This window comes from Flavobacterium pedocola (genome assembly GCF_053764385.1).
This window is the reverse complement of sequence record NZ_JBSNCR010000007.1, coordinates 67,990-93,348: the sequence shown is the minus strand read 5'-3', so window position 1 is coordinate 93,348 and position 25,359 is coordinate 67,990. Positions and strand designations below refer to the sequence as shown.

32 protein-coding genes are annotated in these 25,359 nt (G+C 36.8%); 17 read left to right on the top strand and 15 right to left on the bottom strand.

The annotated features are described in order from the left end of the window. Nucleotides 1-2: 2 nt before the first annotated feature. Complete coding sequence (locus ACWPKD_RS14535) at nt 3-521, top strand: hypothetical protein (RefSeq protein ID WP_455413418.1); 519 nt, start codon at nt 3-5, stop codon at nt 519-521. Nucleotides 522-688: 167 nt separating this feature from the next. Here the strand turns inward: ACWPKD_RS14535 and ACWPKD_RS14530 are convergent, their stop codons facing one another. The 3 genes from ACWPKD_RS14530 to ACWPKD_RS14520 all read right to left on the bottom strand — a co-directional run bounded on the left by ACWPKD_RS14530 (nt 689) and on the right by ACWPKD_RS14520 (nt 2,886). Then, the gene (locus ACWPKD_RS14530) at nt 689-1,321 is read right to left on the bottom strand and encodes a hypothetical protein (protein WP_455413417.1); all 633 of its coding nucleotides are present in this window, start codon (nt 1,319-1,321) and stop codon (nt 689-691) included. 68 nt (nt 1,322-1,389) lie between these two features. Then, nucleotides 1,390-1,908, bottom strand: a complete 519-nt coding sequence (locus ACWPKD_RS14525) for a hypothetical protein (protein WP_455413416.1) — start codon at nt 1,906-1,908, stop codon at nt 1,390-1,392. Between the two features lie 9 nt (nt 1,909-1,917). Next, nucleotides 1,918-2,886, bottom strand: a complete 969-nt coding sequence (locus tag ACWPKD_RS14520) for a S41 family peptidase (protein WP_455413415.1) — start codon at nt 2,884-2,886, stop codon at nt 1,918-1,920. 397 nt (nt 2,887-3,283) lie between these two features. On the opposite strand from ACWPKD_RS14520, the gene ACWPKD_RS14515 reads away from it, so the two are divergent. The 3 genes from ACWPKD_RS14515 to ACWPKD_RS14505 are packed head-to-tail and all read left to right on the top strand — an operon-like array spanning nt 3,284 to nt 5,894. Beyond that, nucleotides 3,284-4,282 (top strand): SDR family NAD(P)-dependent oxidoreductase, encoded by a 999-nt coding sequence (locus ACWPKD_RS14515; RefSeq protein ID WP_455413414.1) that lies wholly within the window; start codon nt 3,284-3,286, stop codon nt 4,280-4,282. A gap of 19 nt (nt 4,283-4,301) precedes the next feature. Beyond that, a complete protein-coding gene (locus ACWPKD_RS14510) occupies nt 4,302-5,030 on the top strand; it encodes a glucose 1-dehydrogenase (protein ID WP_455413413.1) in 729 nt (242 codons plus the stop codon). A 60-nt stretch (nt 5,031-5,090) separates the two neighbouring features. Next, complete coding sequence (locus tag ACWPKD_RS14505; RefSeq protein WP_455413412.1) at nt 5,091-5,894, top strand: helix-turn-helix domain-containing protein; 804 nt, start codon at nt 5,091-5,093, stop codon at nt 5,892-5,894. A gap of 181 nt (nt 5,895-6,075) precedes the next feature. Here ACWPKD_RS14505 and ACWPKD_RS14500 read toward each other — a convergent pair whose 3' ends face one another. The 3 genes from ACWPKD_RS14500 to ACWPKD_RS14490 all read right to left on the bottom strand — a co-directional run bounded on the left by ACWPKD_RS14500 (nt 6,076) and on the right by ACWPKD_RS14490 (nt 8,060). Then, nucleotides 6,076-7,077 carry a hypothetical protein gene (locus tag ACWPKD_RS14500; protein ID WP_455413411.1) on the bottom strand — a complete coding sequence of 334 codons (1,002 nt, stop codon included), beginning with the start codon at nt 7,075-7,077 and terminating at the stop codon, nt 6,076-6,078. 216 nt (nt 7,078-7,293) lie between these two features. Beyond that, nucleotides 7,294-7,596 (bottom strand): hypothetical protein, encoded by a 303-nt coding sequence (locus ACWPKD_RS14495; protein WP_455413410.1) that lies wholly within the window; start codon nt 7,594-7,596, stop codon nt 7,294-7,296. Nucleotides 7,597-7,667: 71 nt separating this feature from the next. Continuing rightward, a complete protein-coding gene (locus ACWPKD_RS14490; RefSeq protein WP_455413409.1) occupies nt 7,668-8,060 on the bottom strand; it encodes a hypothetical protein in 393 nt (130 codons plus the stop codon). A gap of 199 nt (nt 8,061-8,259) precedes the next feature. Between ACWPKD_RS14490 and ACWPKD_RS14485 the strand changes: the two genes are divergently transcribed. After that, nucleotides 8,260-8,589, top strand: a complete 330-nt coding sequence (locus ACWPKD_RS14485; RefSeq protein ID WP_455413408.1) for a YegP family protein — start codon at nt 8,260-8,262, stop codon at nt 8,587-8,589. A 344-nt stretch (nt 8,590-8,933) separates the two neighbouring features. On the opposite strand, the gene ACWPKD_RS14480 is transcribed toward ACWPKD_RS14485, so the two are convergent. Both ACWPKD_RS14480 and ACWPKD_RS14475 read right to left on the bottom strand, forming a co-directional pair. Then, nucleotides 8,934-9,215 (bottom strand): hypothetical protein, encoded by a 282-nt coding sequence (locus ACWPKD_RS14480; protein WP_455413407.1) that lies wholly within the window; start codon nt 9,213-9,215, stop codon nt 8,934-8,936. 297 nt (nt 9,216-9,512) lie between these two features. Next, complete coding sequence (locus ACWPKD_RS14475) at nt 9,513-9,965, bottom strand: Hsp20/alpha crystallin family protein (protein ID WP_455413406.1); 453 nt, start codon at nt 9,963-9,965, stop codon at nt 9,513-9,515. Between the two features lie 375 nt (nt 9,966-10,340). Between ACWPKD_RS14475 and ACWPKD_RS14470 the strand changes: the two genes are divergently transcribed. The 4 genes from ACWPKD_RS14470 to ACWPKD_RS14455 all read left to right on the top strand — a co-directional run bounded on the left by ACWPKD_RS14470 (nt 10,341) and on the right by ACWPKD_RS14455 (nt 12,567). Continuing rightward, nucleotides 10,341-10,466: a hypothetical protein gene (locus tag ACWPKD_RS14470; RefSeq protein ID WP_455413405.1), complete on the top strand. Its 126-nt coding sequence runs from the start codon at nt 10,341-10,343 to the stop codon at nt 10,464-10,466. After that, a complete protein-coding gene (locus ACWPKD_RS14465) occupies nt 10,453-10,599 on the top strand; it encodes a hypothetical protein (protein ID WP_455413404.1) in 147 nt (48 codons plus the stop codon). Before ACWPKD_RS14470 ends, ACWPKD_RS14465 begins: the two co-directional genes overlap by 14 nt. A gap of 188 nt (nt 10,600-10,787) precedes the next feature. Then, nucleotides 10,788-11,234, top strand: coding sequence for a hypothetical protein (locus tag ACWPKD_RS14460; RefSeq protein WP_455413403.1), 447 nt, complete (start codon nt 10,788-10,790; stop codon nt 11,232-11,234). Between the two features lie 688 nt (nt 11,235-11,922). Further along, nucleotides 11,923-12,567: a cation transporter gene (locus tag ACWPKD_RS14455; RefSeq protein ID WP_455413402.1), complete on the top strand. Its 645-nt coding sequence runs from the start codon at nt 11,923-11,925 to the stop codon at nt 12,565-12,567. A 234-nt stretch (nt 12,568-12,801) separates the two neighbouring features. Here the strand turns inward: ACWPKD_RS14455 and ACWPKD_RS14450 are convergent, their stop codons facing one another. Further along, nucleotides 12,802-13,143: a winged helix-turn-helix transcriptional regulator gene (locus ACWPKD_RS14450; RefSeq protein ID WP_455413401.1), complete on the bottom strand. Its 342-nt coding sequence runs from the start codon at nt 13,141-13,143 to the stop codon at nt 12,802-12,804. Nucleotides 13,144-13,236: 93 nt separating this feature from the next. On the opposite strand from ACWPKD_RS14450, the gene ACWPKD_RS14445 reads away from it, so the two are divergent. Beyond that, the gene (locus ACWPKD_RS14445; RefSeq protein ID WP_455413400.1) at nt 13,237-13,614 is read left to right on the top strand and encodes a nuclear transport factor 2 family protein; all 378 of its coding nucleotides are present in this window, start codon (nt 13,237-13,239) and stop codon (nt 13,612-13,614) included. Nucleotides 13,615-13,850: 236 nt separating this feature from the next. Here the strand turns inward: ACWPKD_RS14445 and ACWPKD_RS14440 are convergent, their stop codons facing one another. Further along, complete coding sequence (locus ACWPKD_RS14440; protein ID WP_455413399.1) at nt 13,851-14,342, bottom strand: TlpA family protein disulfide reductase; 492 nt, start codon at nt 14,340-14,342, stop codon at nt 13,851-13,853. A 436-nt stretch (nt 14,343-14,778) separates the two neighbouring features. Between ACWPKD_RS14440 and ACWPKD_RS14435 the strand changes: the two genes are divergently transcribed. The 4 genes from ACWPKD_RS14435 to ACWPKD_RS14420 are packed head-to-tail and all read left to right on the top strand — an operon-like array spanning nt 14,779 to nt 16,346. Then, nucleotides 14,779-15,180 carry a hypothetical protein gene (locus tag ACWPKD_RS14435; RefSeq protein WP_455413398.1) on the top strand — a complete coding sequence of 134 codons (402 nt, stop codon included), beginning with the start codon at nt 14,779-14,781 and terminating at the stop codon, nt 15,178-15,180. 24 nt (nt 15,181-15,204) lie between these two features. Next, nucleotides 15,205-15,603 carry a VOC family protein gene (locus ACWPKD_RS14430; protein WP_455413397.1) on the top strand — a complete coding sequence of 133 codons (399 nt, stop codon included), beginning with the start codon at nt 15,205-15,207 and terminating at the stop codon, nt 15,601-15,603. A 35-nt stretch (nt 15,604-15,638) separates the two neighbouring features. Further along, nucleotides 15,639-16,043: a DUF805 domain-containing protein gene (locus ACWPKD_RS14425; protein WP_455413396.1), complete on the top strand. Its 405-nt coding sequence runs from the start codon at nt 15,639-15,641 to the stop codon at nt 16,041-16,043. A 24-nt stretch (nt 16,044-16,067) separates the two neighbouring features. Further along, the gene (locus tag ACWPKD_RS14420) at nt 16,068-16,346 is read left to right on the top strand and encodes a TM2 domain-containing protein (protein WP_455413395.1); all 279 of its coding nucleotides are present in this window, start codon (nt 16,068-16,070) and stop codon (nt 16,344-16,346) included. Nucleotides 16,347-16,394: 48 nt separating this feature from the next. Here ACWPKD_RS14420 and ACWPKD_RS14415 read toward each other — a convergent pair whose 3' ends face one another. Both ACWPKD_RS14415 and ACWPKD_RS14410 read right to left on the bottom strand, forming a co-directional pair. Further along, nucleotides 16,395-16,760, bottom strand: coding sequence for a DUF805 domain-containing protein (locus ACWPKD_RS14415; RefSeq protein WP_455413394.1), 366 nt, complete (start codon nt 16,758-16,760; stop codon nt 16,395-16,397). 32 nt (nt 16,761-16,792) lie between these two features. Further along, the gene (locus ACWPKD_RS14410; RefSeq protein WP_455413393.1) at nt 16,793-18,601 is read right to left on the bottom strand and encodes a GNAT family N-acyltransferase; all 1,809 of its coding nucleotides are present in this window, start codon (nt 18,599-18,601) and stop codon (nt 16,793-16,795) included. 193 nt (nt 18,602-18,794) lie between these two features. On the opposite strand from ACWPKD_RS14410, the gene ACWPKD_RS14405 reads away from it, so the two are divergent. From ACWPKD_RS14405 to ACWPKD_RS14395, 3 genes are all read left to right on the top strand, one after another. After that, on the top strand, nt 18,795-19,556 hold the full coding sequence (locus tag ACWPKD_RS14405) for an exodeoxyribonuclease III (RefSeq protein WP_455413392.1): 762 nt from the start codon (nt 18,795-18,797) through the stop codon (nt 19,554-19,556). A gap of 70 nt (nt 19,557-19,626) precedes the next feature. Then, a complete protein-coding gene (locus tag ACWPKD_RS14400; RefSeq protein WP_455413391.1) occupies nt 19,627-20,592 on the top strand; it encodes an OmpA family protein in 966 nt (321 codons plus the stop codon). A gap of 104 nt (nt 20,593-20,696) precedes the next feature. Continuing rightward, entirely contained in the window at nt 20,697-21,734 is a 1,038-nt protein-coding gene (locus tag ACWPKD_RS14395; RefSeq protein ID WP_455413390.1) for an aldo/keto reductase, read from the top strand. Nucleotides 21,735-21,738: 4 nt separating this feature from the next. Here ACWPKD_RS14395 and ACWPKD_RS14390 read toward each other — a convergent pair whose 3' ends face one another. From ACWPKD_RS14390 to ACWPKD_RS14380, 3 genes are all read right to left on the bottom strand, one after another. Beyond that, nucleotides 21,739-22,653: a hypothetical protein gene (locus ACWPKD_RS14390; protein ID WP_455413389.1), complete on the bottom strand. Its 915-nt coding sequence runs from the start codon at nt 22,651-22,653 to the stop codon at nt 21,739-21,741. A 54-nt stretch (nt 22,654-22,707) separates the two neighbouring features. Continuing rightward, nucleotides 22,708-24,087, bottom strand: a complete 1,380-nt coding sequence (locus ACWPKD_RS14385; protein WP_455413388.1) for a PQQ-dependent sugar dehydrogenase — start codon at nt 24,085-24,087, stop codon at nt 22,708-22,710. An 81-nt stretch (nt 24,088-24,168) separates the two neighbouring features. Beyond that, a complete protein-coding gene (locus ACWPKD_RS14380; RefSeq protein ID WP_455413387.1) occupies nt 24,169-25,344 on the bottom strand; it encodes a VWA domain-containing protein in 1,176 nt (391 codons plus the stop codon). Nucleotides 25,345-25,359 lie beyond the last annotated feature (15 nt).

Genomic DNA, 25,359 nt, shown 5'->3' with positions numbered 1-25,359 from the left:
CAATGCAAATAAAAAAATATATTAAGTGTTTAGTACTATTACTTGTTGTAGGATGCTCTTCGACTAAATCAATAGACCAAAATAATTCTATTATCGAGGGTGATTTTGTGAAATTTGTAAATGAAAATAAATCTACAATCAAAAGAGATGGAGAAATTATAAAGGACAAAAATTTTAATTTACAAATTCCAAATTCTTTATCTGAAAAGAAAATTAAGATTAGTTCCTATTTCTTACATGATTTAAAATTTGACAAAAAGCAAAAAATAGTATTACTATATATTCCAGATAAAAAATTTCATTCAGAAAAAAAAGCTTTAGACCTTTCTTGTGAAGATTTTGAGAAAGAACTTAATAAATTAGAAATTCAATATGAATTAGAAAGTGTCAAGTTTAATAAAAATAGACGTTTTGGAATAATTTTATTAGATGTTAATTTTTTTATCATGTATATTAACGTTAAGAGTGAAAACGTTAAGGATTACAATTATGCTATTAATAGCGTAAAAACAACTCCTTAAAATTTCAGATACCCCGATAGTACGGATTTATATTGCGTGCCCATAAAGAGATTAATCAATTAATCCGTTTCCAACGGCATTCGGGATACACAAAGGATGGGCGCATAATCGTGTCCATCCTTTCCTTTTTTATCTTACATAGAAACAACCAATGTTTGCCAGTTTAATTAGTATCCAAGCCCTCTAAGTGCTTTTTTTACATCTGAAGCCGTTTTAAACTTTGCCTTTTTAAAATCACTATCATCAACCCTTCCTTCTAATTCATGAAAAATTTCTTTGAAAGTTGTTATTTCAGTTAATGATTTTGGTGGATTAGTGAAGTTTATATTATCATAAAAATGAGTAAAATAATAAGTTCCAATCACTTCACTATTTGTGTCTGCTTTATGACTATATAAGATTGCTAATTCTTTGGTTGAATCACTTTTGTCAACATTTGTAAAGAAAACACTTTCTACTTTGATAGGTTCATTTTCGAAAACTAAATCCTTATCATCAATTAAAATTCTTCTGTATACATTCGGTTTTATTTGAACGTAAAGGCACCCTAATAGGTAATAATGATTAATAGTGTTGTTATTATAATCGGCACCAACATAAAAACAGATTATCGTTTCAGTTTTGTTGTCCCAATGTTTTGTTTCTAATACTTTACCAGATAATTCCAAAACAGTTGTTTCCGATTTTGGAGTATTTCTTTTTATAAAGTCTTCTGCGCTTTCGGAAGTTAGTCGTTTAAATTCTTGTGCATTAATGCTTGAATTAAATAGAAAAAGGGAAATGGTTATTAAGTATTTCATTCGTTCTTTCTTTTAGGTGTCTTCATTTTAAGTTTACAGTACATTCGACAAACCGCTGTTAACAGCAGTTATTTTAGTTTATAAAAGTTTTCTACAAATAGAATTCCGTTATCACTTAATTTTTTAATAGCTCCACCCCATAGATTATTTGGACTTTTCGTTATTTTGGAAACAATTAATTTCATTTCTTCATAAGGAATATTTTTCAAAGCATCTTTTATTGTAAACCAACCTATGTCTTCACAACTTTCAGGAACAGTAAGTTTACCTTTTTCGTATAAGGCCGTGTAATAATACATAATTGTTAAGGTTGGTCGGTTTTCGTATTCAAAAGTGAACAAACCATTTAGTTTTTTATTTTGGACGCTTATGCCGTGTTCAGCAGCTAATGTATCAACATATTTGGATAGAGTAATAGGTTGGTTGTATCTTGTACCTGGAATTTCCCAAGCGCCATTCCATTTTACTAGCATTATTTTACCCTCACTATTGAATACCATTAATTTGAGGAATGAATAATTGTCTTGTTGTGCAAATAAATGAGCGCTATAAAAAAATACAAGTAATATAAAAATGTAACGTTTCATTTTCGTTTTTTAATTATAAAGCCAGTTGATAGCTGTTGATAAGGTTTCCTTTTCGGAACAAGGGAAATCGGGAACAATTGAAGCTCCATATTTTCTTCTGTTTCTATCTGCAAAAATACTGGTGGCTAAGTTTATACGTGAACCATCTGATAATGAAAAAGACTCGCAACCTGTAGAAACACCAAAAGTTGGTGTTCCAAAAATCTTTACGCTACTATATCCTTTAAATAAAACAGCCATTGCTTCACCCGAACTTGCTGTCTTGTTGTTAGTTAATACTGCAATCCTGTTTTTACCAAACAAATCAATCCTTTGCTTGTTTTCAGCAAGCATTACAGTGTCAGCATATGCTTTTCCGTTCTCAAACCGCCATTCAGATGCTTTATTGTCTGCATCTATAAAGTAACCCTGTGTTCCTGTATCTAAAAAAGGTCCTATTGCTACCATCATTGCCCACATATTACCCCCAAAATTATCCCTCAAATCAATAATCCAACCTTTAATTTGAGGACTGTTTTGTTGGTGGATTTTATCTGTAATATATTTGATGTACTGTTCCGTTTGACGTTCATCACCAATACAAAAACGTATTCTGATGTATCCAATACCAGCAGGTGTTTTTTCATCTTCTACCGTTGGCAATTGTTTTTCTTCGGAATTTTCCTCTTCTTGTATTGCCTTAGCAAAATAGCTATGACTATCTTTTAATTGAGCTACTGCATAAGTAATGGCAGGATAAGTATCTTTTATAGTTTGACTGTTTTGAGCAACACGAAACACATCATTTCTAAAATTGTCCCAGTTTATTGTGTGTTTATTTACAGATTCTCTCTTTAGTAAAGTTATTACTTCTGTTAAATATTTTTCTGCTTTAGGAGAAATATTGTAAGTGTTAGGGGGTTTACAGGAAATAAGTAACAATAAAAGTATCAAGAATGATACATGAAAATATTGCTGTTTATAAATAAAATGCTTCATTTTAAATAGTATCTATTCTTTTACTTAGTTAAAAAATTGATTTATATATTGTTTTCTGTTAATTGCTGCTAACTTGTTAACATGTTTGATAATGTGTACATATACATCTGTTTGTTAGATATGTACGTCAAGAGCTACACTCGCTTGCTAATATAATAATAATTAAGAATAGTATTTCGTAATGATTAATCCGTTTCCAACGGCATTCGGCATACAGGGATGGGCGCATTTGTCCATCCTTTGTTTTTTCACCAAATCCTAAGAAAGAAGCTCCAAATGTTATTCTAAAGAAATTATATTCAGATGACATTTTGAACAAAGTAAATTGACTTTTTTAACAAAGTCGAGCAGATATGATGTGTCTAATTTTGTCTCATAACTTTTAAATAAAAATAAAATGAGACAGAGTAATTATCAGGGAGCGTTACAACAACCAATAGGTTCAGGATTTAACGCAACATCAACAACAAATGATGTAATCAAAGGAGTTGACCTTAAAGGAAAAATTGTAATTGTAACAGGTGGAAATGCAGGCATTGGCCTTGAAACTACTATAACACTTGCAAATGCTGGGGCTACAGTAATCGTACCAGCGAGAGATGTTGAAAAAGCCAAGAAAAATCTTGAAGGAGTTAAAAATGTGGAATTAGAAACAATGGACATTATGAATCCTGCTTCTATCGATGCATTTGCAGAAAAATTTCTGGCTTCAAACAGACCTTTGCACTTGCTTATTAACAATGCTGGTATTATGTGGGTACCATTGCGTAGAGACAGCAGAGGTATTGAATCACAATTGGCAACTAATTATTTAGGACAATTTCATTTAACTGCAAGATTATTTCCTGCGCTTAAAAAGGCTAATGGTGCAAGAGTAATCAATGTATCTTCTCTTGGCCATCAAATGGCTCCTTTCAATTTTGATGACCCTAATTTCCTTGACAGAGAGTATGAAACTTTACAAGCTTACGGACAATCAAAAACTGCCAGTAATCTATTTTCCCTTGAGCTTGATAACCGTGCTAAAGAATTCAACGTAAGAGCCTATTCATTGCATCCTGGTTCAATCGCAGGAACTGAATTAGCAAGAGAGGCTTCGTTAGAATTATTTCAAAAAATGGGTTTCTTGGATGCAAATGGCAATATGCTACCTGAAATAGCAGCAAGGTTAAAATCAATCCCTCAAGGTGCAGCTACAACCGTGTGGTGTGCCACAAGTCCTGCACTTGACAACATTGGCGGAGTCTATTGTGAAGATGTAGATATTACTCCAATTGCTAATGAGAATAGTGTTGGGACATACGGTGTTGAACTTTACTCATTGGATGAAGCAAATGCTAAAAGATTATGGGATTTAAGTGAGCAAATGACAGGTATAGAATTCCAATTTTCTTAAATCAACAGTTTCTTTAAAAATGAAAAATTTTAATGATAAAGTCGCTGTTATCACGGGTGGTAATAGCGGAATTGGATATGCTACAGCGAAAGAACTTAAAGAGAAAGGTGCTAAGGTTGTTATAACTGGAAGAAGAAAAGAAGCAGTAGAAAAAGCTGCTTTAGAATTAGGTGTTATTGGAATGATAGCTGACCAATCCAATCTTAAAGACATCAATAATTTAGCATCAGCAGTCCATAAACAATTTGGTAAAATAGATATGTTGCTAATCAATGCTGGAATAACTAAAGTTGCTCCAATAGAATCAACATCTGAAGAAATGTTTGATGAAGTAATGGATGTAAATTTTAAAGGTGCATTTTTTACTTTAAGTATGTTTATTCCCATTCTGAATGATGGAGCCTCAGTCGTATTTCTCTCATCAACATCAGCTACAATTTCACCACCAAACGCATCAGTTTATGCCGCAAGCAAAGCAGCATTAAATGCTGTAATGAAAATTGCAGCAGCAGAATTAGCTCCAAGAAAAATAAGGGTTAATGCTGTAAGTCCTGGTCCTGTAGCTACAGAAATTATGGATAAACTTGGTCTTGATGAAAATATGGAGAATCAGATGATAAATAGTATTCCGTTATTGCGTTTTGGAAAACCATACGAAGTAGCCAGTTTAATAACTTATTTATTAAGTAATGAAGCGTTGTTTATTACTGGTTCTGAATTTTTAATTGACGGTGGGCAATCTATTTAATAAAAAGGGGACTAAAACCCTCTTTTTATTAAATTAGTCTAACCAAAATAACTTTTCCAGATGGAACATATTTCAAAGTATTTGACAAAAGATATTAAACTTTCCAGCTATGATGATAAATTGTTTAAATCAGACTTGATGTTTGATGACCACGTGTTGATTTGGTTTATTTCGGGTGAAACAAAAATAATCCAAGCTGATACCACTTTCTTTTTTAAAACAGGAGATATATTTTTAATTCCTAGAAACCTTCTGGCTACAATAATCAACTATCCTAAAAACGGACAACCTCACAAAACAGTGGTAATGCATTTATCAATAGAGCGTTTGAAAAAATTTTATGAGAAGATTGATATTGATAAAAAACATACTGTCGAACAGAAAATATACAGTTTCAATAACCATCCGTTATTAGAAAGTTGTTTAGCTTCAGTGGTACCATATTTTGATTTAGAAGGTGAATTTCCTGAAAACATTGCTTCGTTAAAAATTACTGAAGCTATAAGTATTCTAAGAGAAATTGATAAAAATGTAGATAACGTTTTAGCAAATTTTGATGCCCCTGGAAAGGTAGATTTAATTAGCTTCATGGAGCGGAATTTTATGTTCAATATGCCTATGGAAAAACTTGGTTACCTTACAGGTCGTAGTTTATCAACATTCAATCGAGATTTTAAGAAACATTTCAACACGACACCCCAAAAGTGGCTGACTCATAAAAGACTAGAATTAGCCTATTACCAATTAGCTGAGAAAAAGAAAAAACCTATTGATGTTTACCTTGAAGTTGGTTTTGAAGACTTATCTCACTTTTCTTTTGCTTTTAAGAAACAATATGGTGTTTCTCCAACACAATTGCTCTAAGAGGCAATAAACATAAAAAGATATGTTCAAAATAATTAAAGTAGAATCCGTTTCCAACGGCATTCGGGATACAGGGGTGGGCGCACAACACGTGTCCATCTTTCCTTTTTTATTAAAATAGTTAGATTTCTTTTGAATTTGATTAAGAGAATGGATTACAAATTTTAGTCATCGGGATTTGTTATTTTTTCACAATGTAAAAATGATATATATCGTTGTGAATTAGATAAAAATTCAAAAAATCTTCAGTGGACACATCGTAAAACAATGCCTGCTTTGCATATTCGTATATATCTTCATTTTCACATATTTCCACATTCATAAGTTTAAGTTTCATATTCGATTGACCTAATATTGTGATAAAATATGTTCCAGTATAAATATTACATGTAGAACTACTAGTTCCCGTATTACTGAACAAATTACCGCCACTTATACCTTGACGAATTAGCATATCTAAAGAATGGACATAAAAATTATCAACTTTAAATAAATCTTCTTTACTTACTGATTCTACTTCTTTAAATTTTGTTGAAAAATTCAATGAAATTGTACTCTCAATTTTTAAATCATTTTCAGGGTGAATTGTATTTAAAAAATTGTATTTCACAAGCTTATCCTTTTTAAAGGAGATTATATAATTACAAGTATCAATACTTTTGTCATTATTAAAGTAGCCTGAAGTAGAGTAAAATTTTAAGTTATATTTTTTGAAATTTTTTACAAGTGATTTAATTTTAGTTGTGTCTGATTTTGAAAAAAAGTTAACATTTTCTATTTTTTTGATATTTTTATCATTATCAACAAACCAACTACAATATGAGTCTTTGTTAATTATATAGTCATTAATTATTGCAATATCCCTATCAATAATTAATGAATCTATCGTTTTACCATTTTTGTCAATTTTTAAAAAAACTATTTTATTATTATCTGAATTATGTTTTTTTTCAATATAAATAAATTTATTTTCTGACACTATTGGATTTTCAATGAATATATTTTCTTGGCAGTTTGATGTTACTATTCTATCTATTTTCCCATTTAAGAACAACTCCTCGTAAGTATTATATTCTGTTGTATCGATAACATTCTTTGAAAGGAATTCATTAATTTTTTTGTTTTCCCATTTACTTTCGCATGAGACCAAGATGAAGATAATCAAAACCGCTATTCTTTTCATTTTATTTATGTTGCTGTTTGTCGAATTAATTTCTTAAGACTAGTTAACGCAAATTATAAAACTAAGTAAAATTATTGAAAGTAAGTCAGATATGTGAATTTTATGATGATGGGCGCATAATCGTGTCCATCCTTTTCTTTTTTGAAAAATTTATGTTTTAAAGTGAAGTTTTATGGATATATTCAGCTTGACCACTGTTATGACAGCATTATTTTCTTAACTGCCAAAACAAAGGTCGTAAGCAGATTCTAAACATTTTAGTTCTCTCTCAAGCTCATTAATATCACAAATAAGTCCTTTCCGTCCAAACTTTAAGATATCAAAACCTTGAATTGCTATTAGTAAATTATCTCCAGTTTTGACAAAATTCCATGTTGTTGATATATTGACTTCGAGTAATTTGTCATATGCATTTACTATACCGTTTTCGGAATTAGAAAATGAAAATGTGAACACTAATACTCCATTTTCAGATTTGATAGGTTTTTTTAAAAGCAAATTATAATTTTCTATATCCATTTTGGTTTAGGCATGATGATGAACAATTGTCGCTAATATCCCGCGATGTTTATTTGATTATTTTGTTATTCTTATTCTATAAGAATAATTTTATTTTTAATCTTTTTTAGGGGTATTTTATATTCAAATTCATACTCGCAATAGCTATCACACGGTTTTTTTCCAGTGAAAGAGTTATTGATTTTTATGCTGTCTTCAGAAAATAATATTTCTTCTTTAGGTATAAGGCAGCAATCACTGATGGTTCTGAAAGTGATTTTTATAGTATCATTTTGAGATATAATATTTTTGCCATAAACTTTTCTAATTCCAAATTTTGAAATAGAATCTTCGCTTAGAAATTTAATTGGAATTCCATTTTTGTCATTACATAAATCCTTGCCAAAGAATTTATATTCTTTAGTTTTCTCTTTTTGACAATTTAAGAAAATTAAAATGGCAAGTAATATTCCTAAGTTTTTCAATTTTCCGCTTTTTAGTTAAATCACTGGTAACTTACCTATATGAATAACAAAACTAAATAAAATTATCCATTACATAAATAATTTGGATACAGGATGGACGCAACAGAACGTGTTCATCCTTTGTTTTTCCTTTCAAAACTCAAGTTTTAAAAGTATGGTAAAATTCCTTATATTAGTCTTTTAACTTAATCAATACATTATGGGAAAATATGTAATTTCTAAAAGAAAAAACGGAGAGTTTCAATTCAATCTTAAAGCAGGAAATGGTGAAGTGATTTTATCAAGTGAAGGATATTCCACGAAAGCAAATTGCAAAAATGGAATAGAATCAGTACAAACCAATTCTCAAATTGATTCAAGATATGATAAGAAAGAATCAACTAACGGGAAATTTTATTTTAACCTAAAATCTGCAAATGGACAGATAATTGGGACAAGCGAAATGTACGAAAGTAAAGCAGGTAGAGATGGGGGGATTACTTCCGTTAAAAATAACGGAACGACAACCGTTATCGAAGATTTAGCATAATTTTTTTCAAATATGATTATAAGGGGATGGACGCACAACGTGTCCATCCCTTTTTTATGGTAACAGAAACAGACCTTCGAACCATAATCCGAGGTTGAATTAGAATAAACTAAAAAGAGCATACAAAACAAATTGCACGCTCTTTAAAGACTAAATTATAGGAAAGATGAACTTCCCAATCCTTTATGTCATATAAAGGTACGATAAATAAAACCAAAAGCACTGATTGAATGGTTTTTGTGATAAGTTTGTGGTAAGCTAAGCTGTTTCCAACGGTATTATTATAGATGATTAATTAAGTTAAAAATTATTAAATCTGTTAACCATTATTAAAATGATTAAAGTTAAAGATTAAGGTTTTTAAATATTTCACGGGTTATAACTTTAGTATTATAAACAACTTCTTGGAAGGTACAATCCAACATGGTTATAGGAAATGGGATTCCATCTCTCATTTCAGTAAAATCCATGGTCAAAATAGATTGTTCAGACAAGTTAGAAGAACCCTTGAGTAGATTAAAGATTGCTATAGCTTTTTCTCTATCCTCTCCTAAATTATAAGTTGCATAGGAATCTATTCCCGAAACCGTTTTGATATTGAGTGATATATAATATAAACTTTCCATTTTTTTTCGTTTTTAAACATCATGATGTAATGGTAAACATTAAAAGATGATAACTATTTTCCCAAACACCGAAACAACATTCGGTTCGTTAATGGTATTCAGGACTGCAGGGCTTAGTGCCAAACCAGAAAAATATAAGTAATAAAATAGAGCTGCTTTAATTTGCGTAGCAACAAATCAAAAATGGACAGCACAGCCATCCCTGAAAATAATTGCGATGACATAAAAGAAAATTTTACAATCTAAAAAGCTGTCCTTTCAGACAGCTTTTATGTTTAACTGTGAAATAACCTGTGATTAAGAAATCTCAATCATTCTTGGCGGCTTCTGCTTAGCTTCCTCTTTTTTCGGAACAGTTAAAAGCAGTAGGCCGTTTTCGTAGCGTGCGGTAATGTGTTCATCGTCAACCACATCTTTAGGCAACTCAAAGCTTCGTTGAAAAGATTGATAACTAAACTCCCTACGTGTGAAGTTTGATTCCTCTGATATTTCATCTTGTTGCTTTACAGACGAAATGGTTAGTAGATTCCCGTCTAAGGTGACGTTGAAATCATTTTTGTCCATCCCAGGGGCAGCTACTTCTACTTCGTAACTGTCCACATTTTCCTTGATATTTACCGATGGCAAAGTAGTGCTTGTGGATGAGAAATTGGTGTTTTCCCAATTGAAAAGCTCACGGCCAAAGATATCATCAAAAAGCATACGTGGAAAGCCGAGCATTTGGCTTTCGTTTCTTTTAATTAGATTCATAACTGTTTACTTTAAAATTGTTAGACATTAATTTTATGAACGTTATTCTGGTTTCCCAGATACATTACATAAAAATCGAAAACTGTGCCAATCCATTAAAATGACATTTTTTCAGATTTAAAAATGAAAAATTGTCATTTTAATATACAAACCAAAGGAGAAAGTAAGTTAAGATATTGTTTTTCAAATTAACGGCATTCTGGATAAAGGGATGGGCGCATAATCGTGTCCATCCTTTTCCACCAAATCCAAACCAATCAGTAAACTAGTATCGGGGTTTTTGTTTTGAAGTTGGTTGTGGGCCCGGATTAGAAATCCGCGCTATAGGGAATAAGAAATTTATTTACTATATATTTGCCTATAGTTAATGAAGTTATGATTTTTGACAATTCGGGCGGTATGCCTGATTTATTGGCAGAAAAGACTTTGGAAACCGATATTGACGTTATCAATGAAATAAAATTCGATAAACTAAAAGCATATTACAATGAAAGCGTATAAAAGAACATCGACCCAGACCAAGATTTTGGAAAGCATGGATAAGGTTTACGAGAAGTTAATCGAGTACAAAAGAAAAACGAATAGCGATTTGGTAATCCTAAAAGATGGCAAAATCGTTAGAATTAAACCGTAAACATTAGGTTATAAATATAAGTTAAGCTCCCAATCGGGAGTTTTTTTATTGACTGTACTGATACTAAATAATTTTATTTGCCCGATAGCACGGATTTACTTCGGCTTTCGCTATGCACAAGTGTAAATTAGCGCTATTGGAGTTGGTGTAAATACACAAGGAGTGCTTTCAAACAAAATTAAACGAAAATGAGAAAAATAGCTGTAACTATAATGCTTTTGATTTTTATCTGTGCTTGCGATAAAGAAAAACAAAATCAGGTATACAATGATGTTTATGAAATAGAAGTCATAAAATTCATGAATTTAAACACTTATGCAAGATCTGTTGATGAAGATATATTTTGGAGTAATGAAGATGAACTTGCAAAATTTAAGATAAAGATTGATAAGGAAGCGAAAACTTTTAAGGATGAGATTTTAACGTTTAAGAAGACTGATGGTAAAGATTTTTTAGAGTATCAATACGCTCTTTTAATAAAAAAGGGACCGAAAGTAGACACGCTCTATTCAGATTATTCATTGCGGAACTGGAAACATAAAATCAATAATGAGACTATTGATTATTCGGATGTGAAGGGTTATTATCCTTCATTTTTAAGGGAAAGTTATCCTTTTTTTAATGATTGCTGGTAGTTTTTAATGTTTTAAAAGGTATTTGCTCTATAGGTGTAATCCGAGTTATTGAGTGTCAATAAATTGAGAAATTACAGAGATAATACTGGTAATAGTGCATACTATGATGTAATGAGTGATGGTTCTATTAAATTTACAGGAACTAATTTTAATTTTAAATTTTATGATTAAATATTTTTTTATTTTACTTTGGGTGTTTTGTATAATAATACGAATCTTCAAAAAAGGAGATTATTTAAAATTACTTACAATATCAAATTATGAGTTTCAAGGAGATTTAGTTTTTTTTAAACCTAATTTATTCAATTACTTATTTATAATATTTGTTAATATCTTTATTTTTGATTTTAGATTTGAGACTTTTTTGTTTTTTTTGAATATAGTACTATTTCTTTTAGCAACTTTAAGGATTGTTAAAATTAGTAATAAAATGGATGTCAAGGATCACAAGAATGCTAAATAAAATCTCCAGGTTTTTAGAAATAATCCCGATAGTGCGGATTTACTTCGTCAGTTCGGCTAAAGTCTTGGATGCAATCCGTTCTTCCGCTGCGCAAAGTCTCCCAACTTTGATTACAAGTAATAAATTAATTAAAGCCACAACCGCAATGTTGTAGCTTTTTCAGTAAATACAAGCCCGGTTTTCCCTAAATTTGATAAACGATTTACACGTAGGGAATAATCAAAAATGAAAACAGCTACCCCCAACATCCCACAACTCTACAAGCTGGCTTTCGGACTTGCGGTTTTCACCATACTCTACAATATAGCCGAAGGCCTTATTTCGACCTGGTTTGGTTATGAAGATGAAAGCCTCGCTTTATTTGGATTTGGGGCAGACAGCTTTATAGAAGTCATTTCAGGGCTTGGGATTGCGCATATGGTGCTTCGTATCCAGCGCGCACCGGAAAGTAATCGGGATGCTTTTGAACGCGCTGCCTTGCGGATTACAGGCTTTTCCTTTTATGCCTTGGTTTTGGGACTGGTAAGTAGCAGTGTTTACAACATCTGGACGGGGCACAAACCCGAAACCACGTTTTGGGGCATTGTGATTGCGGTAGTTTCCATACTTGTCATGTGGCTTTTGATTCTCGGGAAAACAAGTGTTGGAAAGCAATTAAATTCGCAGGCCATACTTTCCGATGCAAAATGTACTAGAGTTTGCATTTACATGTCTGTTATTTTACTTTTGAGTAGCGGCATTTATGAGTGGACCGGTTTTGCGTATATAGACAGTATCGGAACGCTGGGGCTTTCGTATTTTGCCTTTACGGAAGGGAAAGAGTGTTTTGAGAAGGCGAAGAATAACAAAAGCTGTTCGTGTGAAGATTGATTTAAACGCGCAAAGTTGGGAGGCTTAGTACAGCGATGAACCACAATCCAACGCTAGTAATCCCAATAAACCAAAAAGAGCATACAAAATAAATTATATGCTCTTTAAAACCAAAATAATCAGAAAGATTAACCATCAATTATTCAGATCTTATAAAGATACAACTAATAAAAGCAAAAACACTGTTTGAATGGTTTTTATGATAAGTTTGTGATAAGCTAAGTTGTCCCCAACTCAATAACTTTTTTCCATATCCTTCACACCCCATTCCTTAATTGTTGTAATAACAGGCAATAGCGATTTACCATATTCAGAGATGGTATATTCTACCCTTGGGGGAACTTCAGGAAACACGGTTCGCTCAATTATTTTGTCTTCTTCAAGTTCTCTTAGTTGGTTGATCAGCATTTGCTTGCTTATGGAGGGTATTACTTTTTGCAGCATGCTGAATCGGTTATGTCCCATTTCAATACCGTAGAGTACTAATACTTTCCATTTGCCACCAACCAAATTCATAAAATGAGTGACGGGGCAACTGTTAGGGTTAAAATCTTTGTTCTTCCTTTTATTTGTCATAAGTCTTAAAAAATGTACTAAGTGTGTTTTTCAATACTAATAGTTTAATTATAGCTAAGTTATTAATTTTACTGTAATAAAAATTGATAAAAAATGAGCAATAAAGAACTAGCTTTAAAAGCAATCACCGCTGTGTTTGTACACAGAGATGACACAGCATTTGACAAGTATTTTTCAGAAAATTACAAACAACACAATCCACAGCTTCCTAATGGAACTGAAGTGCTGAAACAAATTTTACCAACTTTACCAAGTGATTTTAAATATGAATCCGGAATAGTAGCAGAAACTGGCGATTTTGTAATGATACACGGTCGCTATGAAAATTGGAATGGGAAAAATATGATCGCGGTTGATATTTTTAAAATTGAAGAGGGTAAGATTTCAGAGCATTGGGATGTAATGCAGGAAGAGGTGCCAGCTGCACAATCCGCTAATGGTAATCCAATGTTTCCAATTGATTTACCTTAAAAAAAACGGATATTGTAGGAGCGAATTGATATAGGGATGGGCGCAACATGTGTCCATCTTTTTTTTCTGCATAACCCAAACCAATCAAAAGTCAGTATCGATATGCCTTTAAAACAGGAAACCTATTCCGACGATTGGAATAGGTTTATGCCTGGGTAGTAAGATGTTTGCCTTAAAATTAAGGTAGTGTTTCAGTATTGCGTAAACCTTACTTTTATGGCATCACCGGACAGCGGTTATTTTATTTTAGCAATTAATTCCCGCAACGATTTGCTGTCTAAATCGCTGGTGTTCTTTGTGACTAATTCTCCTTTAGCATTAAAAAAATACGTTGTAGGCCTGGCATTTATACCATAGTCACTCAACTTTTTTTCGCTTCGTAAATACGTAAAAGTGAAGGGTTTTGAATTGGAAAACTTCATTATTTTATCCGAATCCTCATCTGAAATCAGTACAAAATTAACATCGTTTCCCATCTCTTTTTTTACTTCTTCAAAAGATGGCATTTCTTTACGACAAGGGGCGCACCAAGTAGCCCAAAAATTAACGACAAGTGGTTTTCCTATATAGTTTTTAAGGTCATCTTTTTCTCCTTTCAAATTATATACCTCGATTTGACTTAATGAAATATCGGGTTGAACTAGTACTTTTTTAGCAATAAAAACTAATGAAACAACACATAGTAAACAACCGATTCCAAATCCAATCCAAAATGATTTTTTTTCCATAATTATTTTACTTTAAGGCTTCCTGAAATTAATAATATTGCCGCAACTAGTATAAGCAACGATATGAATCCCGCTGCTAAACCTACAACAAAACTTGTCTTTTTTCCCATAGTTAATTGTTTTTTAGTTTTATATAGTTTGTTGATTTAGTTTGGTTTTTGTTACAGTAAAATGATGTTTCTTTAATGAAACAAATTAAAAATCAGACAGATAATATGCCTGGGCTTGTTTTAACTAATGATTTGAAAGTTGTTTTGAAGATGATGGCGGCCACGAATTGCACCCGATGCTTTAGCCGTACTGACGAAGTAAATCCACGCTGCCGGATACCTGACAGGTTTTCAAAACCTGTCAGGTATTTCGAGTTTAAGAAGGTTTACCCCAACCCCAATTTCTAAAAGATTTTATTATATTTATAAAACCAAAACCAAAAAAAATGAACAAAGTTGCTTATTACCTGATTCTGTTTGTGGGCGTAGTGACCTGTCTGCAATTTATCCCGCACGCTTTTTTGGGCTATCCCGCCGTATTGGACCATATTGCAAAAGGGGAGATCCGGGAGCCAGCCGCACAGGGTATGCAGATGATCTGGCTATATTCCTCGATTATGATGCTGTTGTCCGGAGTCTGGATGCTGTTTTTGGCCAAACCGGTTAAAATGGGCGATCATTCCGCACGCTTGCAGGGCTTGTTCCTTGCTTTAGGACTTATCGGGTTTGGGATGGGATGCAGTTATATCGCACAAACTCTTATCAATCATTTGTTCTTTTTTACGGTGGAAGGCATACTGTTGCTGTTGGCGGTGACGGTTTTCTTTAATACGAACAGAAAAAAATAAAAGCAGAATTATAACAGCAAAACAATGAGTAAAGAAGATATGAAACGCGTTACCGGCATAGGCGGTTTTTTCTTTAAATGCGAAGACCCGAATGCGGCAAAAGAATGGTATAAAAACAGATTGGGTATTCCCGTGGATCAGTACGGATGGTCGTTCTGGTGGAAAGACCAGGAAGGCAAGGACTGTATGACGCAATGGTCGCCTTTTGGAGCCGATACAAAGTATTTTGAACCGAGCCAAAAGCAGTTTATGATGAATTTCCGGGTAGAGAACCTGGAAGCCCTTCTGGAAGTTTTAAAGGAAGAAGGTGTAACAATTGTAGGGGATATGCAGACATATGACTACGGAAAATTCGGCTGGATAATGGATCCTGAAGGTAATAAAATTGAACTTTGGGAACCTGTCGATAAGACTTTTCTGTAAAAATTAGTATTTTCGCAGACCTAACATAAGATAAAATGATCGAATATTACAAGAAAGCCGTTTTTGAGAACTATGCCAATTTCAACGGAAGGGCAAGACGAAGTGAATACTGGTATTTCCTTTTGATGAATATGATAATAGGAGCGGTGGTAGTACTACCGGTACTTTATTTCTCTGATGAGATTGGTCCGTGGTTTCTGGCCTTTTTAGGATTGTATGCTATGGCGATGGTAATACCAACGTTGGCAGTTATTTGCAGACGTCTTCACGATATTGGAAAAAGCGGTTGGTACTACTGTGTTCGTTTCATTCCTATTATCGGTCCCATCTGGTTCTTTATCATGATGTGTACCGAAGGTAATAGAGGGGCAAATCAGTACGGAAGGGACCCGAAACAGCCTTTTGATGAAATCGACGAAATCGGAACAATAATTTATTAAATATAACAACCAAAAACAGTAACTATGGAAGTGACAAGACCAACAGAAGATTGGAACAACCCACAGCCCCAACAGGAGAACAAAAAAATATTAGCGGGAATCATGGGGATTCTTTTCGGAGGATTCGGAATCCACAAATTCATTTTAGGGTATACTAAAGAAGGCATCCTGCAGATTGTAATCAGTTTGGTAACCTGCGGAGTAGGAAGCCTTATCGGTTTTATCGAGGGGATCATCTACCTGACCAAATCCGATCAGGAGTTTTACGACACCTACCAGGTAAACAAAAGACCTTGGTTTTAATAAAAAAGTCCCGATACCATCGGGACTTTTTATTTGTACTCTTTTTTATTATTCCTGAGCAACACCAATTTCGCTCATCTCATTTCCGTTACCTTTTGGGTCCATACCGTACTGGTTGGTTTTTTTCTCCCCTTCGGTTACAGCTAAAATCAAACTGTAAATAGGGATTAAAAGGAACCATCCGCTTTTGCCCACATCGTGCATACGTCTAACACCTACTGCAATAGAAGGGATTAATACCCCTAAAGCATAGATGCCGTAAGCAACCATGAAATACGAGGAAACAAACATTCCCAAAGCCATCAATCCGTAAATCGCGATGATGTTGAAAAGGAAAAACATCCAATACTCTTTACGACGGGCTCTTCCTGAAAACTGTGCGTACTTTTTCAGTACCTCTAAATAATAATTCATAATTTTTGGTTTTTGGTTATTTATTAAATTGGTTAATGGTTCATTCTTTTTTCTTTGCGTTCCAGTTCAGCCTGTAACTCTTCAATTACGGGACGTACGGTGCTTTCGGGCAAGTCGGCAATACGGATGTACATCAGCCCGTCTACCGCATCGTTAAACATCGGGTCTACGTTAAACGCGACTACTTTCGCGTTCTGCTTGATGTATTTTTTGATCAGCACCGGTAAACGAAGGCTTGACGGTTCGATTTCGTCGATGATCTTGTCGAATTTGTTCAGATCGGCTTCCGCTTCATTGAATACGAAATCCCTGTCGGCATCTTTTAATTTTACCTTGTATTCTTTCTTTGGATTCACGTATTGCGCCACATACGGGTCGTAATAGTGTGATTTCATGAACTCGATCATCAGCGATTTGGAGAAATCCGAAAACTGGTTGCTGATGCTCACCCCGCCAATCAGGAATTTATGCTCCGGATAGCGTAGAGTGGTGTGCACAATACCTTTCCAAAGCAGGAAGAGCGGCATCGGTTTTTGTTGGTATTCCTTGATGATGAACGCACGGCCCATTTCGATGGATTTGCTCATCATGTCAAACAATTCCGGTTCAAAACGGAACAATTCCTGCAGGTAGAACCCGTCGATCCCGTGTGCGGCAAAAATTTCGGTTCCCAGTCCCATGCGGTAGGCACCGGCAATCATCTGCGCGTCTTCGTCCCACAGGAACATATGGTAGTAGTAACTGTCGTATTTGTCCAGATCCAGTGATTCGTTGGTCCCTTCACCCACTTCGCGGAAAGTAATCTCGCGCAAACGCCCTATTTCATGCAGGATGTTCGGGATTTTGTCGGCCTTTACAAAAAACACCTCGTAGTTTTTACTTTGCAGCAAGCGGTAATCGTTTTCACGCAACTCGTTCACTTCCTGTAAAATCTGCTCGTGATTGGCCGGTTTGGCAATCTGTTTCGGGCTTTTTGGTGCTTTCAGGCTTGGTGCCTGTAACAATTTGTTGCTGTTGTCGGTTTCATAGACATTGGACAGCATATAGGTTTTTCGGCGTAGGAATTCCGAATATTCTTCAATGGTCTGGTGTTCGTTCTGTTCGGCTACCGAAATCGGCTTTCCGATACGCACCTTGATCACGCGGTCTTTCTGGGTCAAGAGTTCCGAAGGTAATTTCGCGGTACGCAGCGTGTCGTTCATTTTCGAGAGGAAATAGAACAATTTGCTGTTCTGCGCGTGGAAATAAATCGGGATCACCGGAACCTGAGCCTTGCGGATCACTTTGATGGCGCCTTCTTCCCAAGGTTTGTCCACCACGAGTTTGCCGTCTTTGTAGGTTGATACTTCGCCGGCCGGGAAGATACCCAAGGGTTTTCCGTCGCTCAGATGGCGAAAGGTTTCTTTCAGGCCGATAACGCTGGATTTGGCATCTTTGTGGTTTTCAAACGGATTCACCGGCATGATGTACGGCTTCATCGGTTCGATGCGGTGCAGCAGGAAATTGGCGATGATTTTGAAATTCGGCTCTTTTTCCAGCATCAGCTTCAACAATAAAATCCCGTCAATCCCGCCCAACGGATGGTTGGAAATGGTTATGTAAGGCCCTTCTTTGGGTAAACGTTTCAGGTCTTCTTCCGGAATTTCGAATTTGATGTGGAATTCGTCGAGGATAGCATTCAGGAACTCTAAATCCTGTAAGTGTTTGTTCCTGTTGTAGATGTCATTGAGGGTAGAGATTCGGAGCACTTTCATTAGCAGCCAGCCGGAAAATGTCCCCAGCATTCCGTATTTGTCGGTTTTTATGGCTTTTGCAACTTCTTTAGCGGTAACTAACCCCATTTATTATTCGTTTATGCGATAAAAACAAAGATAGTAATTCTGTTGAATGACCAAAGTAAAAATGCATATTATTGTGGTTTTTCAGACGATTATTTTCAGCAGGTAATTGACAGTGAATTGTTTATAACATTTGCGGGAAACTGTTACAAAAGTGACCGTTTTTTGGTTATTTTTGGAAAAATTAAACACTAAAATGAAGATTATCTCCTATAACGTCAACGGAATCCGCGCGGCCATCACCAAAGGTTTTTTAGAATGGCTCCAAAGTGCCGACCCGGATGTTATTTGCCTTCAGGAAATTAAGGCGTTGCACGAACAGATTCCCGTAATGGAAATCGAAGCGGCAGGCTATCCGTACCAATACTATTTCCCGGCAGAAAAGAAAGGTTATAGCGGGGTGGCGATTCTTTCCAAGGTTGCCCCTAAAAACATAGTATACGGCACCGGAATCGAATACATGGACAAAGAAGGCCGTAACCTGCGTGCCGATTTTGAAAATTTTTCGGTAATGAGCCTGTACCTACCTTCGGGAACCAATATTGACCGTCTGAGCCATAAGTTCCAGTACATGGACGATTTTCAGCAGTACATCACCAACCTGAGAAAGGAAGTGCCGAACCTGATCATCGGGGGCGATTACAACATCTGTCATGAAGCCATCGACATTCACGACCCGATCCGCAATGCTAAGGTTTCCGGTTTTTTACCTGAAGAAAGAGCCTGGCTGGATGGGTTTATGAAAAGCGGTTTCATCGACAGCTTCCGTCATTTCAACAAAGAACCGCACAATTACAGCTGGTGGAGTTACCGCGCCAATGCCCGTAACAACAACAAAGGCTGGAGGATCGATTACAACCTGGTGAGCGAACCGCTGAAAGACAAAATGAAACGCGCCGTGATTTTACCGGAGGCGAAACATTCCGACCATTGCCCGGTGTTGCTGGAGATGATGTAGGAGAGAGGCAAGAAGCAAGAAGCAAGAGACAAGAAATAAGAGAATTGAATAACGCTAAATACCACAAAAAATGATAAAACAAGTATCTGCAGGGATTTTGGCTTTGGCCTTAACCACCTCGTGTGTGTCAAAAAAGATGTACACGGATTTAGAAACCAAATTTGCCGATTTGAAGAAGGAGAACCGTACGTTAGCGGATGAAAATGAAGCTTTGAAAACAGGCAAAAACCAGTTGGAATTAGACAAAACGACCTTACAGGCGGAATTGGATAAGCTAAAAGCCGAAAGAGACAAACTAGCGTCGGATTACGCGGCGGCAAGCAACAACCTGAAAACGCTGCAGTCGTCTTACAACGCGCTGGAGAAAAACAGCGATGAGGCGTTACAGACGAACATGAACAAAAACCGTGAATTGTTGGCGCAGTTAGAGGCAAAGGAAAAAGCTTTGGCAGCAGAAAGAGCGCGTCTTGACAAATTAAACAAAGACTTAAAAGACCGTTCCGACCGCGTGAACGAATTAGAAAGCATGATCGCAGCCAAAGAAGCGGCGATGAACAAACTGAAAGAAACCTTATCCAAATCGTTAAAAGCGTTTGAAGGAAAAGGGCTTACCGTACAACAAAAAGACGGAAAAGTATATGTTTCCATGGAAAACAAATTGTTGTTCCAATCAGGAAGCTGGGTAGTAAATCCGGAAGGTAAAAAAGCGGTAGACTTAGTGGGGAAAGTATTGGGCGACAATCCTGATATTTCCGTATTGATCGAAGGCCACACGGATAACGACAAGATCACGGGCGCCATCGGAGGCGGTGTGGAAAACAACTGGGATTTGTCTACCAAACGTGCTACGGCTATCGTAAACATCTTAACGTCTAACGCTTTGGTAAGAAAAGAAAACCTTACGGCAGCCGGACGTGGCGAGTATTCTCCTTTGATGTCCAACGAAACGGCAGAAGGAAAGTCGAAAAACCGTCGTATCGAAATCATCCTGACACCGAAATTGGATGAGATCACCAGAATGTTGAATGAAATCTAAGACATTTCAAAAGCATATAAGAAAAGGTTCAGACTAAACTCTGAGCCTTTTTTGTTTATCTTAACTTTGCAACTTCGTATCTTTGCCGCTTTGTTATTTAAAAGATGAAATACACCACGTTACCCCATACCCAATTGGAAGTCAGTGAAATTTGTTTAGGCACCATGACTTTCGGGAACCAAAACACCGAAGCCGAAGCCCATTCCCAACTGGATTACGCCATCGAAAGAGGCATCAATTTTATTGATACGGCCGAAATGTATCCTATCGGTGGCAACGAGCATATTTTCGGAAGCACTGAACGTCATATCGGTACCTGGTTGGCCAAGAACAGGCACAAACGTGAGAATTTGGTGGTAGCGACCAAAATTGCAGGACCGAACCGCGGAATGGCCTATATCCGTAAGCCGTTGGATTTCTCCAAAAAAAGCCTGCACGAAGCGGTAGATTTGAGTCTGAAAAACCTGCAAACCGATTATATCGATTTGTACCAGATGCATTGGCCGGAACGTGTGATGAACATGTTCGGCAAACGAGGTGTTTCCGAGATCGACAACCAGTGGCAGGATAATATTTTAGAAGTACTGACCGTTTTCGACGGTTTGATCAAAGAAGGAAAAATCAAACATATCGGCGTGTCCAACGAGAACCCTTGGGGCGTGATGAAGTTTTTAAGCGAAAGCGAAAAGCACAATCTGCCGAGAATCGCCACCATCCAAAACCCGTTTTCCTTACTGAACCGTTTGTTCGAAGTAGGTTTATCGGAAATCTGTATGCGTGAACAAGTAGGGTTGTTGGCGTATTCGCCACTTGGTTTCGGCTTTCTGACCGGTAAACATTTAAACGGTATCCTTCCGGAATCGCGCTTAGGGTTGTTTCCGCATTTCACAAGATATACCAATGAGAACTGTTTCAAAGTAACCAAAATGTATCAGGATTTAGCACACAGTTTAGGCCTGACCCTGACGGAATTATCCATGGCGTTTGTGCACCATCAAAGCTTTGTGACTTCGACCATAATCGGGGCCACCACGATGGATCAGCTGGAAGAAAACATCAATGCCTTCGAGGTCCGTTTGACTGATGAGGTGCTGGCGGAAATCAATAAAATCCAGGAGAAAATCCCGAATCCGGCGCCGTAATCGGTTAGTTTCCTTTTTTTAGCGGAGGTAAACCTATGGATAACCTTGCGGCATCAACCCCAGATAAATCCAATGGGATATTAGTATTATAGGATCCGTAATAAGGAAATGGGGATGCGATTTTGCGCACTACTTTGAGATGATCCAGCATACCGGCATAAACAAGAGGAGGGCATTTCCCTTTTTTGATTTCCTCGTAAAGCAAAGGTTGTAAGATAAGGCACAAGTCATAATCGAGGTGTTTCATCATCACGGAAAAATAGACTTGTTTTACCGGGTTTTCCAATCCCATTCCGCCTACTAATGATTCTCTGGGATAGCCATATTTCGTTAAAATATGCTGCATCATTTTACCATTGGCTTTGTTTACCGAATCTAACTTTGAAGGAATGTTTTGTCTTCTGATCGCCATATCGCTTTTCATCATTTGCGTAATGGAGTCTTTCAGCGTATAGTTTATTTTGGACAGGTGTTCCTTATACATCGCGTTCAATTCCTCGACAGAATAGGAAGAATGCGCTATAATATCTTTCCACCCTGCACCATATCCTTCATAAATGTCTCCGTATTTCTCATAAATATAAGGCTGTTTGCCGTATTTTTTAATCATGATGGGCAGGACTTGTCTTATCGCTGAATAGTTTTGCTGCTCGTTCGCCAATTTGCAGTACAAATCCATTTCGCTTATGAAGGTTGTTTCTATAGGCTCATATTTCTTGAACAAGTTGTCGAGTAAAGTAAAACATTCAGCATATTTTTTTTCTTCATACAAAGACTTTGCCTCGTTCACCTTAACATAATAGGGAATGTAATTAACGGATTCGGTTTTATTTGCCTTCTCCTGAATTGGGGAAGCATATCTGAAAGAAGAAAACACTACAGCTGCAAGCAGTAAAACCAGGGATAGGCTCTTTTTCATGGATGAGAACGATTGTTTTAGTAGTCGATTATTTACAAATATAATTGTTTTTAATTAACGTATTAAAACTTTGAATATTGCAAACGTCTCTTGATTTGTTCCTATTTTCAATAAATACAGGCCGGTAGCCAAAGTTTCGGTGTCTATTGAACGGATTGGCATGTTTTCTGTTTTTTTGGAAAGCAGTCGTTTCCCGTTAAGGTCTGAAATTTCAATTTCGGTGGCATAAGTGTTTTCGTCAGGATTTTGAATAAACACCTCTGATTTTGCCGGATTCGGATAGATCATAAAAGCCGTTTCCTCCGGTTTAACCGTGCCAAGCGAACTGTCAACGATTTTGTAAATCACCCCATTGCTAATGGAAGCTACATACAACTCTCCGCTGCTGTCTTCCCCAAAACTCACAAAATTATTCCCCGTAAAGGTTCCGGTAAAGGTGACATTGCCCGCGTTGTCGCTCATGCCAATCTGCGCCTTGCAATAATCCGAAAAGAAATACTTGCCCTGAAAATTGGGAAATTGGGTGCCACGGTAGACATAGCCTCCGGTAATGGAGCAAAAACTATCGGCATGCGTTGTAATAAATAATGGGGATTTCATAGTGTTTTGCGCCGGACAGCCCGTAGTGTTATAAGCGGCATTGCCTTCATAACAGCGCCAGCCGTAGTTCAGACCGGCTTCGGTACTGCCTGCCCGGTTGACTTCTTCGTATAAATTCTGCCCCACATCAGCTATCCATAAATCGCCATTTTGCCGGTCGAATGAGAATTTCCAGGGATTTCGCAAACCAATGGCCCAGATTTCATCGGCACCTGCCACGCCCACATAAGGATTGCTGGCTGGGATGCCGTACGGACTGCCCGAGTTGACATCGATACGGAGCATTTTGCCCAGCAACTCATTGATGTTTTGCGACCGGTTGCCCGGATCACCGCCGCTTCCGCCGTCTCCCATCCCGATGTACAGATAGCCGTCCGGACCGAATTTCAGCGTACCGCCGTTGTGGTTGACAAACGGTTGGGCAATGGTCAGCAATATGGTTCCCGTAGGATTGGCAAGATTAGGATCGCCGGGGTTGACTGAATACCGCGCAATAATCGTGGCACCATCGCTCACACGGGTATAATTGATGTAAAAAAAACCGTTGGCCGCATAGTTGGGATGAAAGGCAAGTCCCAACAGACCGCGTTCCCCGCCCTGATTGGTCAATGTGGTGATGTTGAGGAAAGGTGTCGCGTTGGTAGAACCATTGGCGTTCAGGATTTTTATAAGGCCATCCTGTTCCACTATGAACAGCCGGCTGTCCCCGCAATGGGTAATCTCAACGGGTGAAGCAAAACCTGTGGCAAAGGATTGTAAACCTACTGTTCCGGTTTGGGATTGGCTTTCGCAACTTATGAAAACCAAAGCAATTAATAGTGAAAAGTATTTCATGGGGTAATTATTTGGTTGTCATAAAATTATAAAAAAAACCCGACACTTTGGCCGGGAAGTTTGTTAGGATTTTTTTGCAGTTTATTTTTCAACCGTATACCCTTTTGTTTTCGCAAATGTAATCACAGAGGAATTGATTGCACCGCCTAAATCATCCTGTGCATTGGTTTTTTTCATTTCCGCATCGATAAACGCCTGACGTTTTTTGGCCAGTTCGCCGATTTCCTTCTGAATGGTTTCACGCTCTTTGGCTTTCTTGTCTACATATACTTTGATTTCTTCTTTCGATTTGTTTTGCAGCTCTTTCGGTAATTCTTCCTTTTTAAGCTTTTCAATCGCGCCTTTGTCGTCTTTAACTTTGTCTACCAAATCCCAACTCTCGTTTTTGTAGGCCGCTTTGGATTTACTCACCGCGCGTTCCGCATAATTCGCTGCCGAAACCCCTTGTGCATTGGCATCTTGTGCAACCTGGTTCATTTTTTTGGAATTTCCCAGGTAGCCGTAACCGATATAGGTGTCGTTGATTTTAGTATTGCATTCCGAAATACGCACATCGTAAGGCGTGGCAATGTAAAGCACAGCTTTGTTGGAATCGATGTTGAAGTATTTGCCTTTTCCGGCATCGGCACCGTCTTTCCAGAACGTACGCACGCCTTCTTCCTGATTCCCGCAGAAAATCGTGTTGATGTAAATGTCTTTTTTCAAGGCATCACTTATCGCTTCTTTGTAGTTGATACCGCCCTGGTTGAACGGCTCGTTTCCGGCGATGTATACCAGTTTCATGTTAGAGGCGTCATTGCCCCAGTTCAGCTGTTTGGTGGCATCGGCAATTACGGCCCCGCAATATTCTGAACCGCCGTTGGTTCTTAAGGAGAACAGTTTTTCGGAAATCAGGTCCAAATCGGTAGTTAACGGGGCAACTTGACGGATGAAATTCGATTGCGGTGATAAACCGTCGTTCCCGTATTCGTACAAACCAATCTCAATATCCGGCGTTTTACCGTGGTATTTCAAAGTTGTTAGCGTATTGACGATGTTCCACAAACGCGATTTCGCCTGTTCGATCAAGCCGTCCATACTGTTGGAAGTGTCCAGCAAAATGGCTACCTGGATTTTGGTGTTCTCCACTTTAACCGGCTTTTCAATAACCGGTGTGGCTGTTAAGGCAGTTGCAGGTTCTTTGTGACTGAAGTTCGTACAGTTTGCAAAAGTTAAAGCGGTTGCAAAAAGGGCGGAGGTGATGAATGTGTTTCGCATGGTATTTATTTTTTT

Bases quoted from the DNA above. Each gene is read 5' to 3' on its own strand.
- ACWPKD_RS14535 (WP_455413418.1), top strand. From the start codon at position 3: ATGCAAATAAAAAAATATATTAAGTGTTTAGTACTATTACTTGTTGTA.
- ACWPKD_RS14530 (WP_455413417.1), bottom strand. From the start codon at position 1,321: ATGAAATACTTAATAACCATTTCCCTTTTTCTATTTAATTCAAGCATT.
- ACWPKD_RS14525 (WP_455413416.1), bottom strand. From the start codon at position 1,908: ATGAAACGTTACATTTTTATATTACTTGTATTTTTTTATAGCGCTCAT.
- ACWPKD_RS14520 (WP_455413415.1), bottom strand. From the start codon at position 2,886: ATGAAGCATTTTATTTATAAACAGCAATATTTTCATGTATCATTCTTG.
- ACWPKD_RS14515 (WP_455413414.1), top strand. From the start codon at position 3,284: ATGAGACAGAGTAATTATCAGGGAGCGTTACAACAACCAATAGGTTCA.
- ACWPKD_RS14510 (WP_455413413.1), top strand. From the start codon at position 4,302: ATGAAAAATTTTAATGATAAAGTCGCTGTTATCACGGGTGGTAATAGC.
- ACWPKD_RS14505 (WP_455413412.1), top strand. From the start codon at position 5,091: ATGGAACATATTTCAAAGTATTTGACAAAAGATATTAAACTTTCCAGC.
- ACWPKD_RS14500 (WP_455413411.1), bottom strand. From the start codon at position 7,077: ATGAAAAGAATAGCGGTTTTGATTATCTTCATCTTGGTCTCATGCGAA.
- ACWPKD_RS14495 (WP_455413410.1), bottom strand. From the start codon at position 7,596: ATGGATATAGAAAATTATAATTTGCTTTTAAAAAAACCTATCAAATCT.
- ACWPKD_RS14485 (WP_455413408.1), top strand. From the start codon at position 8,260: ATGGGAAAATATGTAATTTCTAAAAGAAAAAACGGAGAGTTTCAATTC.
- ACWPKD_RS14480 (WP_455413407.1), bottom strand. From the start codon at position 9,215: ATGGAAAGTTTATATTATATATCACTCAATATCAAAACGGTTTCGGGA.
- ACWPKD_RS14475 (WP_455413406.1), bottom strand. From the start codon at position 9,965: ATGAATCTAATTAAAAGAAACGAAAGCCAAATGCTCGGCTTTCCACGT.
- ACWPKD_RS14470 (WP_455413405.1), top strand. From the start codon at position 10,341: ATGATTTTTGACAATTCGGGCGGTATGCCTGATTTATTGGCAGAAAAG.
- ACWPKD_RS14465 (WP_455413404.1), top strand. From the start codon at position 10,453: ATGAAAGCGTATAAAAGAACATCGACCCAGACCAAGATTTTGGAAAGC.
- ACWPKD_RS14460 (WP_455413403.1), top strand. From the start codon at position 10,788: ATGAGAAAAATAGCTGTAACTATAATGCTTTTGATTTTTATCTGTGCT.
- ACWPKD_RS14455 (WP_455413402.1), top strand. From the start codon at position 11,923: ATGAAAACAGCTACCCCCAACATCCCACAACTCTACAAGCTGGCTTTC.
- ACWPKD_RS14450 (WP_455413401.1), bottom strand. From the start codon at position 13,143: ATGACAAATAAAAGGAAGAACAAAGATTTTAACCCTAACAGTTGCCCC.
- ACWPKD_RS14445 (WP_455413400.1), top strand. From the start codon at position 13,237: ATGAGCAATAAAGAACTAGCTTTAAAAGCAATCACCGCTGTGTTTGTA.
- ACWPKD_RS14440 (WP_455413399.1), bottom strand. From the start codon at position 14,342: ATGGAAAAAAAATCATTTTGGATTGGATTTGGAATCGGTTGTTTACTA.
- ACWPKD_RS14435 (WP_455413398.1), top strand. From the start codon at position 14,779: ATGAACAAAGTTGCTTATTACCTGATTCTGTTTGTGGGCGTAGTGACC.
- ACWPKD_RS14430 (WP_455413397.1), top strand. From the start codon at position 15,205: ATGAGTAAAGAAGATATGAAACGCGTTACCGGCATAGGCGGTTTTTTC.
- ACWPKD_RS14425 (WP_455413396.1), top strand. From the start codon at position 15,639: ATGATCGAATATTACAAGAAAGCCGTTTTTGAGAACTATGCCAATTTC.
- ACWPKD_RS14420 (WP_455413395.1), top strand. From the start codon at position 16,068: ATGGAAGTGACAAGACCAACAGAAGATTGGAACAACCCACAGCCCCAA.
- ACWPKD_RS14415 (WP_455413394.1), bottom strand. From the start codon at position 16,760: ATGAATTATTATTTAGAGGTACTGAAAAAGTACGCACAGTTTTCAGGA.
- ACWPKD_RS14410 (WP_455413393.1), bottom strand. From the start codon at position 18,601: ATGGGGTTAGTTACCGCTAAAGAAGTTGCAAAAGCCATAAAAACCGAC.
- ACWPKD_RS14405 (WP_455413392.1), top strand. From the start codon at position 18,795: ATGAAGATTATCTCCTATAACGTCAACGGAATCCGCGCGGCCATCACC.
- ACWPKD_RS14400 (WP_455413391.1), top strand. From the start codon at position 19,627: ATGATAAAACAAGTATCTGCAGGGATTTTGGCTTTGGCCTTAACCACC.
- ACWPKD_RS14395 (WP_455413390.1), top strand. From the start codon at position 20,697: ATGAAATACACCACGTTACCCCATACCCAATTGGAAGTCAGTGAAATT.
- ACWPKD_RS14390 (WP_455413389.1), bottom strand. From the start codon at position 22,653: ATGAAAAAGAGCCTATCCCTGGTTTTACTGCTTGCAGCTGTAGTGTTT.
- ACWPKD_RS14385 (WP_455413388.1), bottom strand. From the start codon at position 24,087: ATGAAATACTTTTCACTATTAATTGCTTTGGTTTTCATAAGTTGCGAA.
- ACWPKD_RS14380 (WP_455413387.1), bottom strand. From the start codon at position 25,344: ATGCGAAACACATTCATCACCTCCGCCCTTTTTGCAACCGCTTTAACT.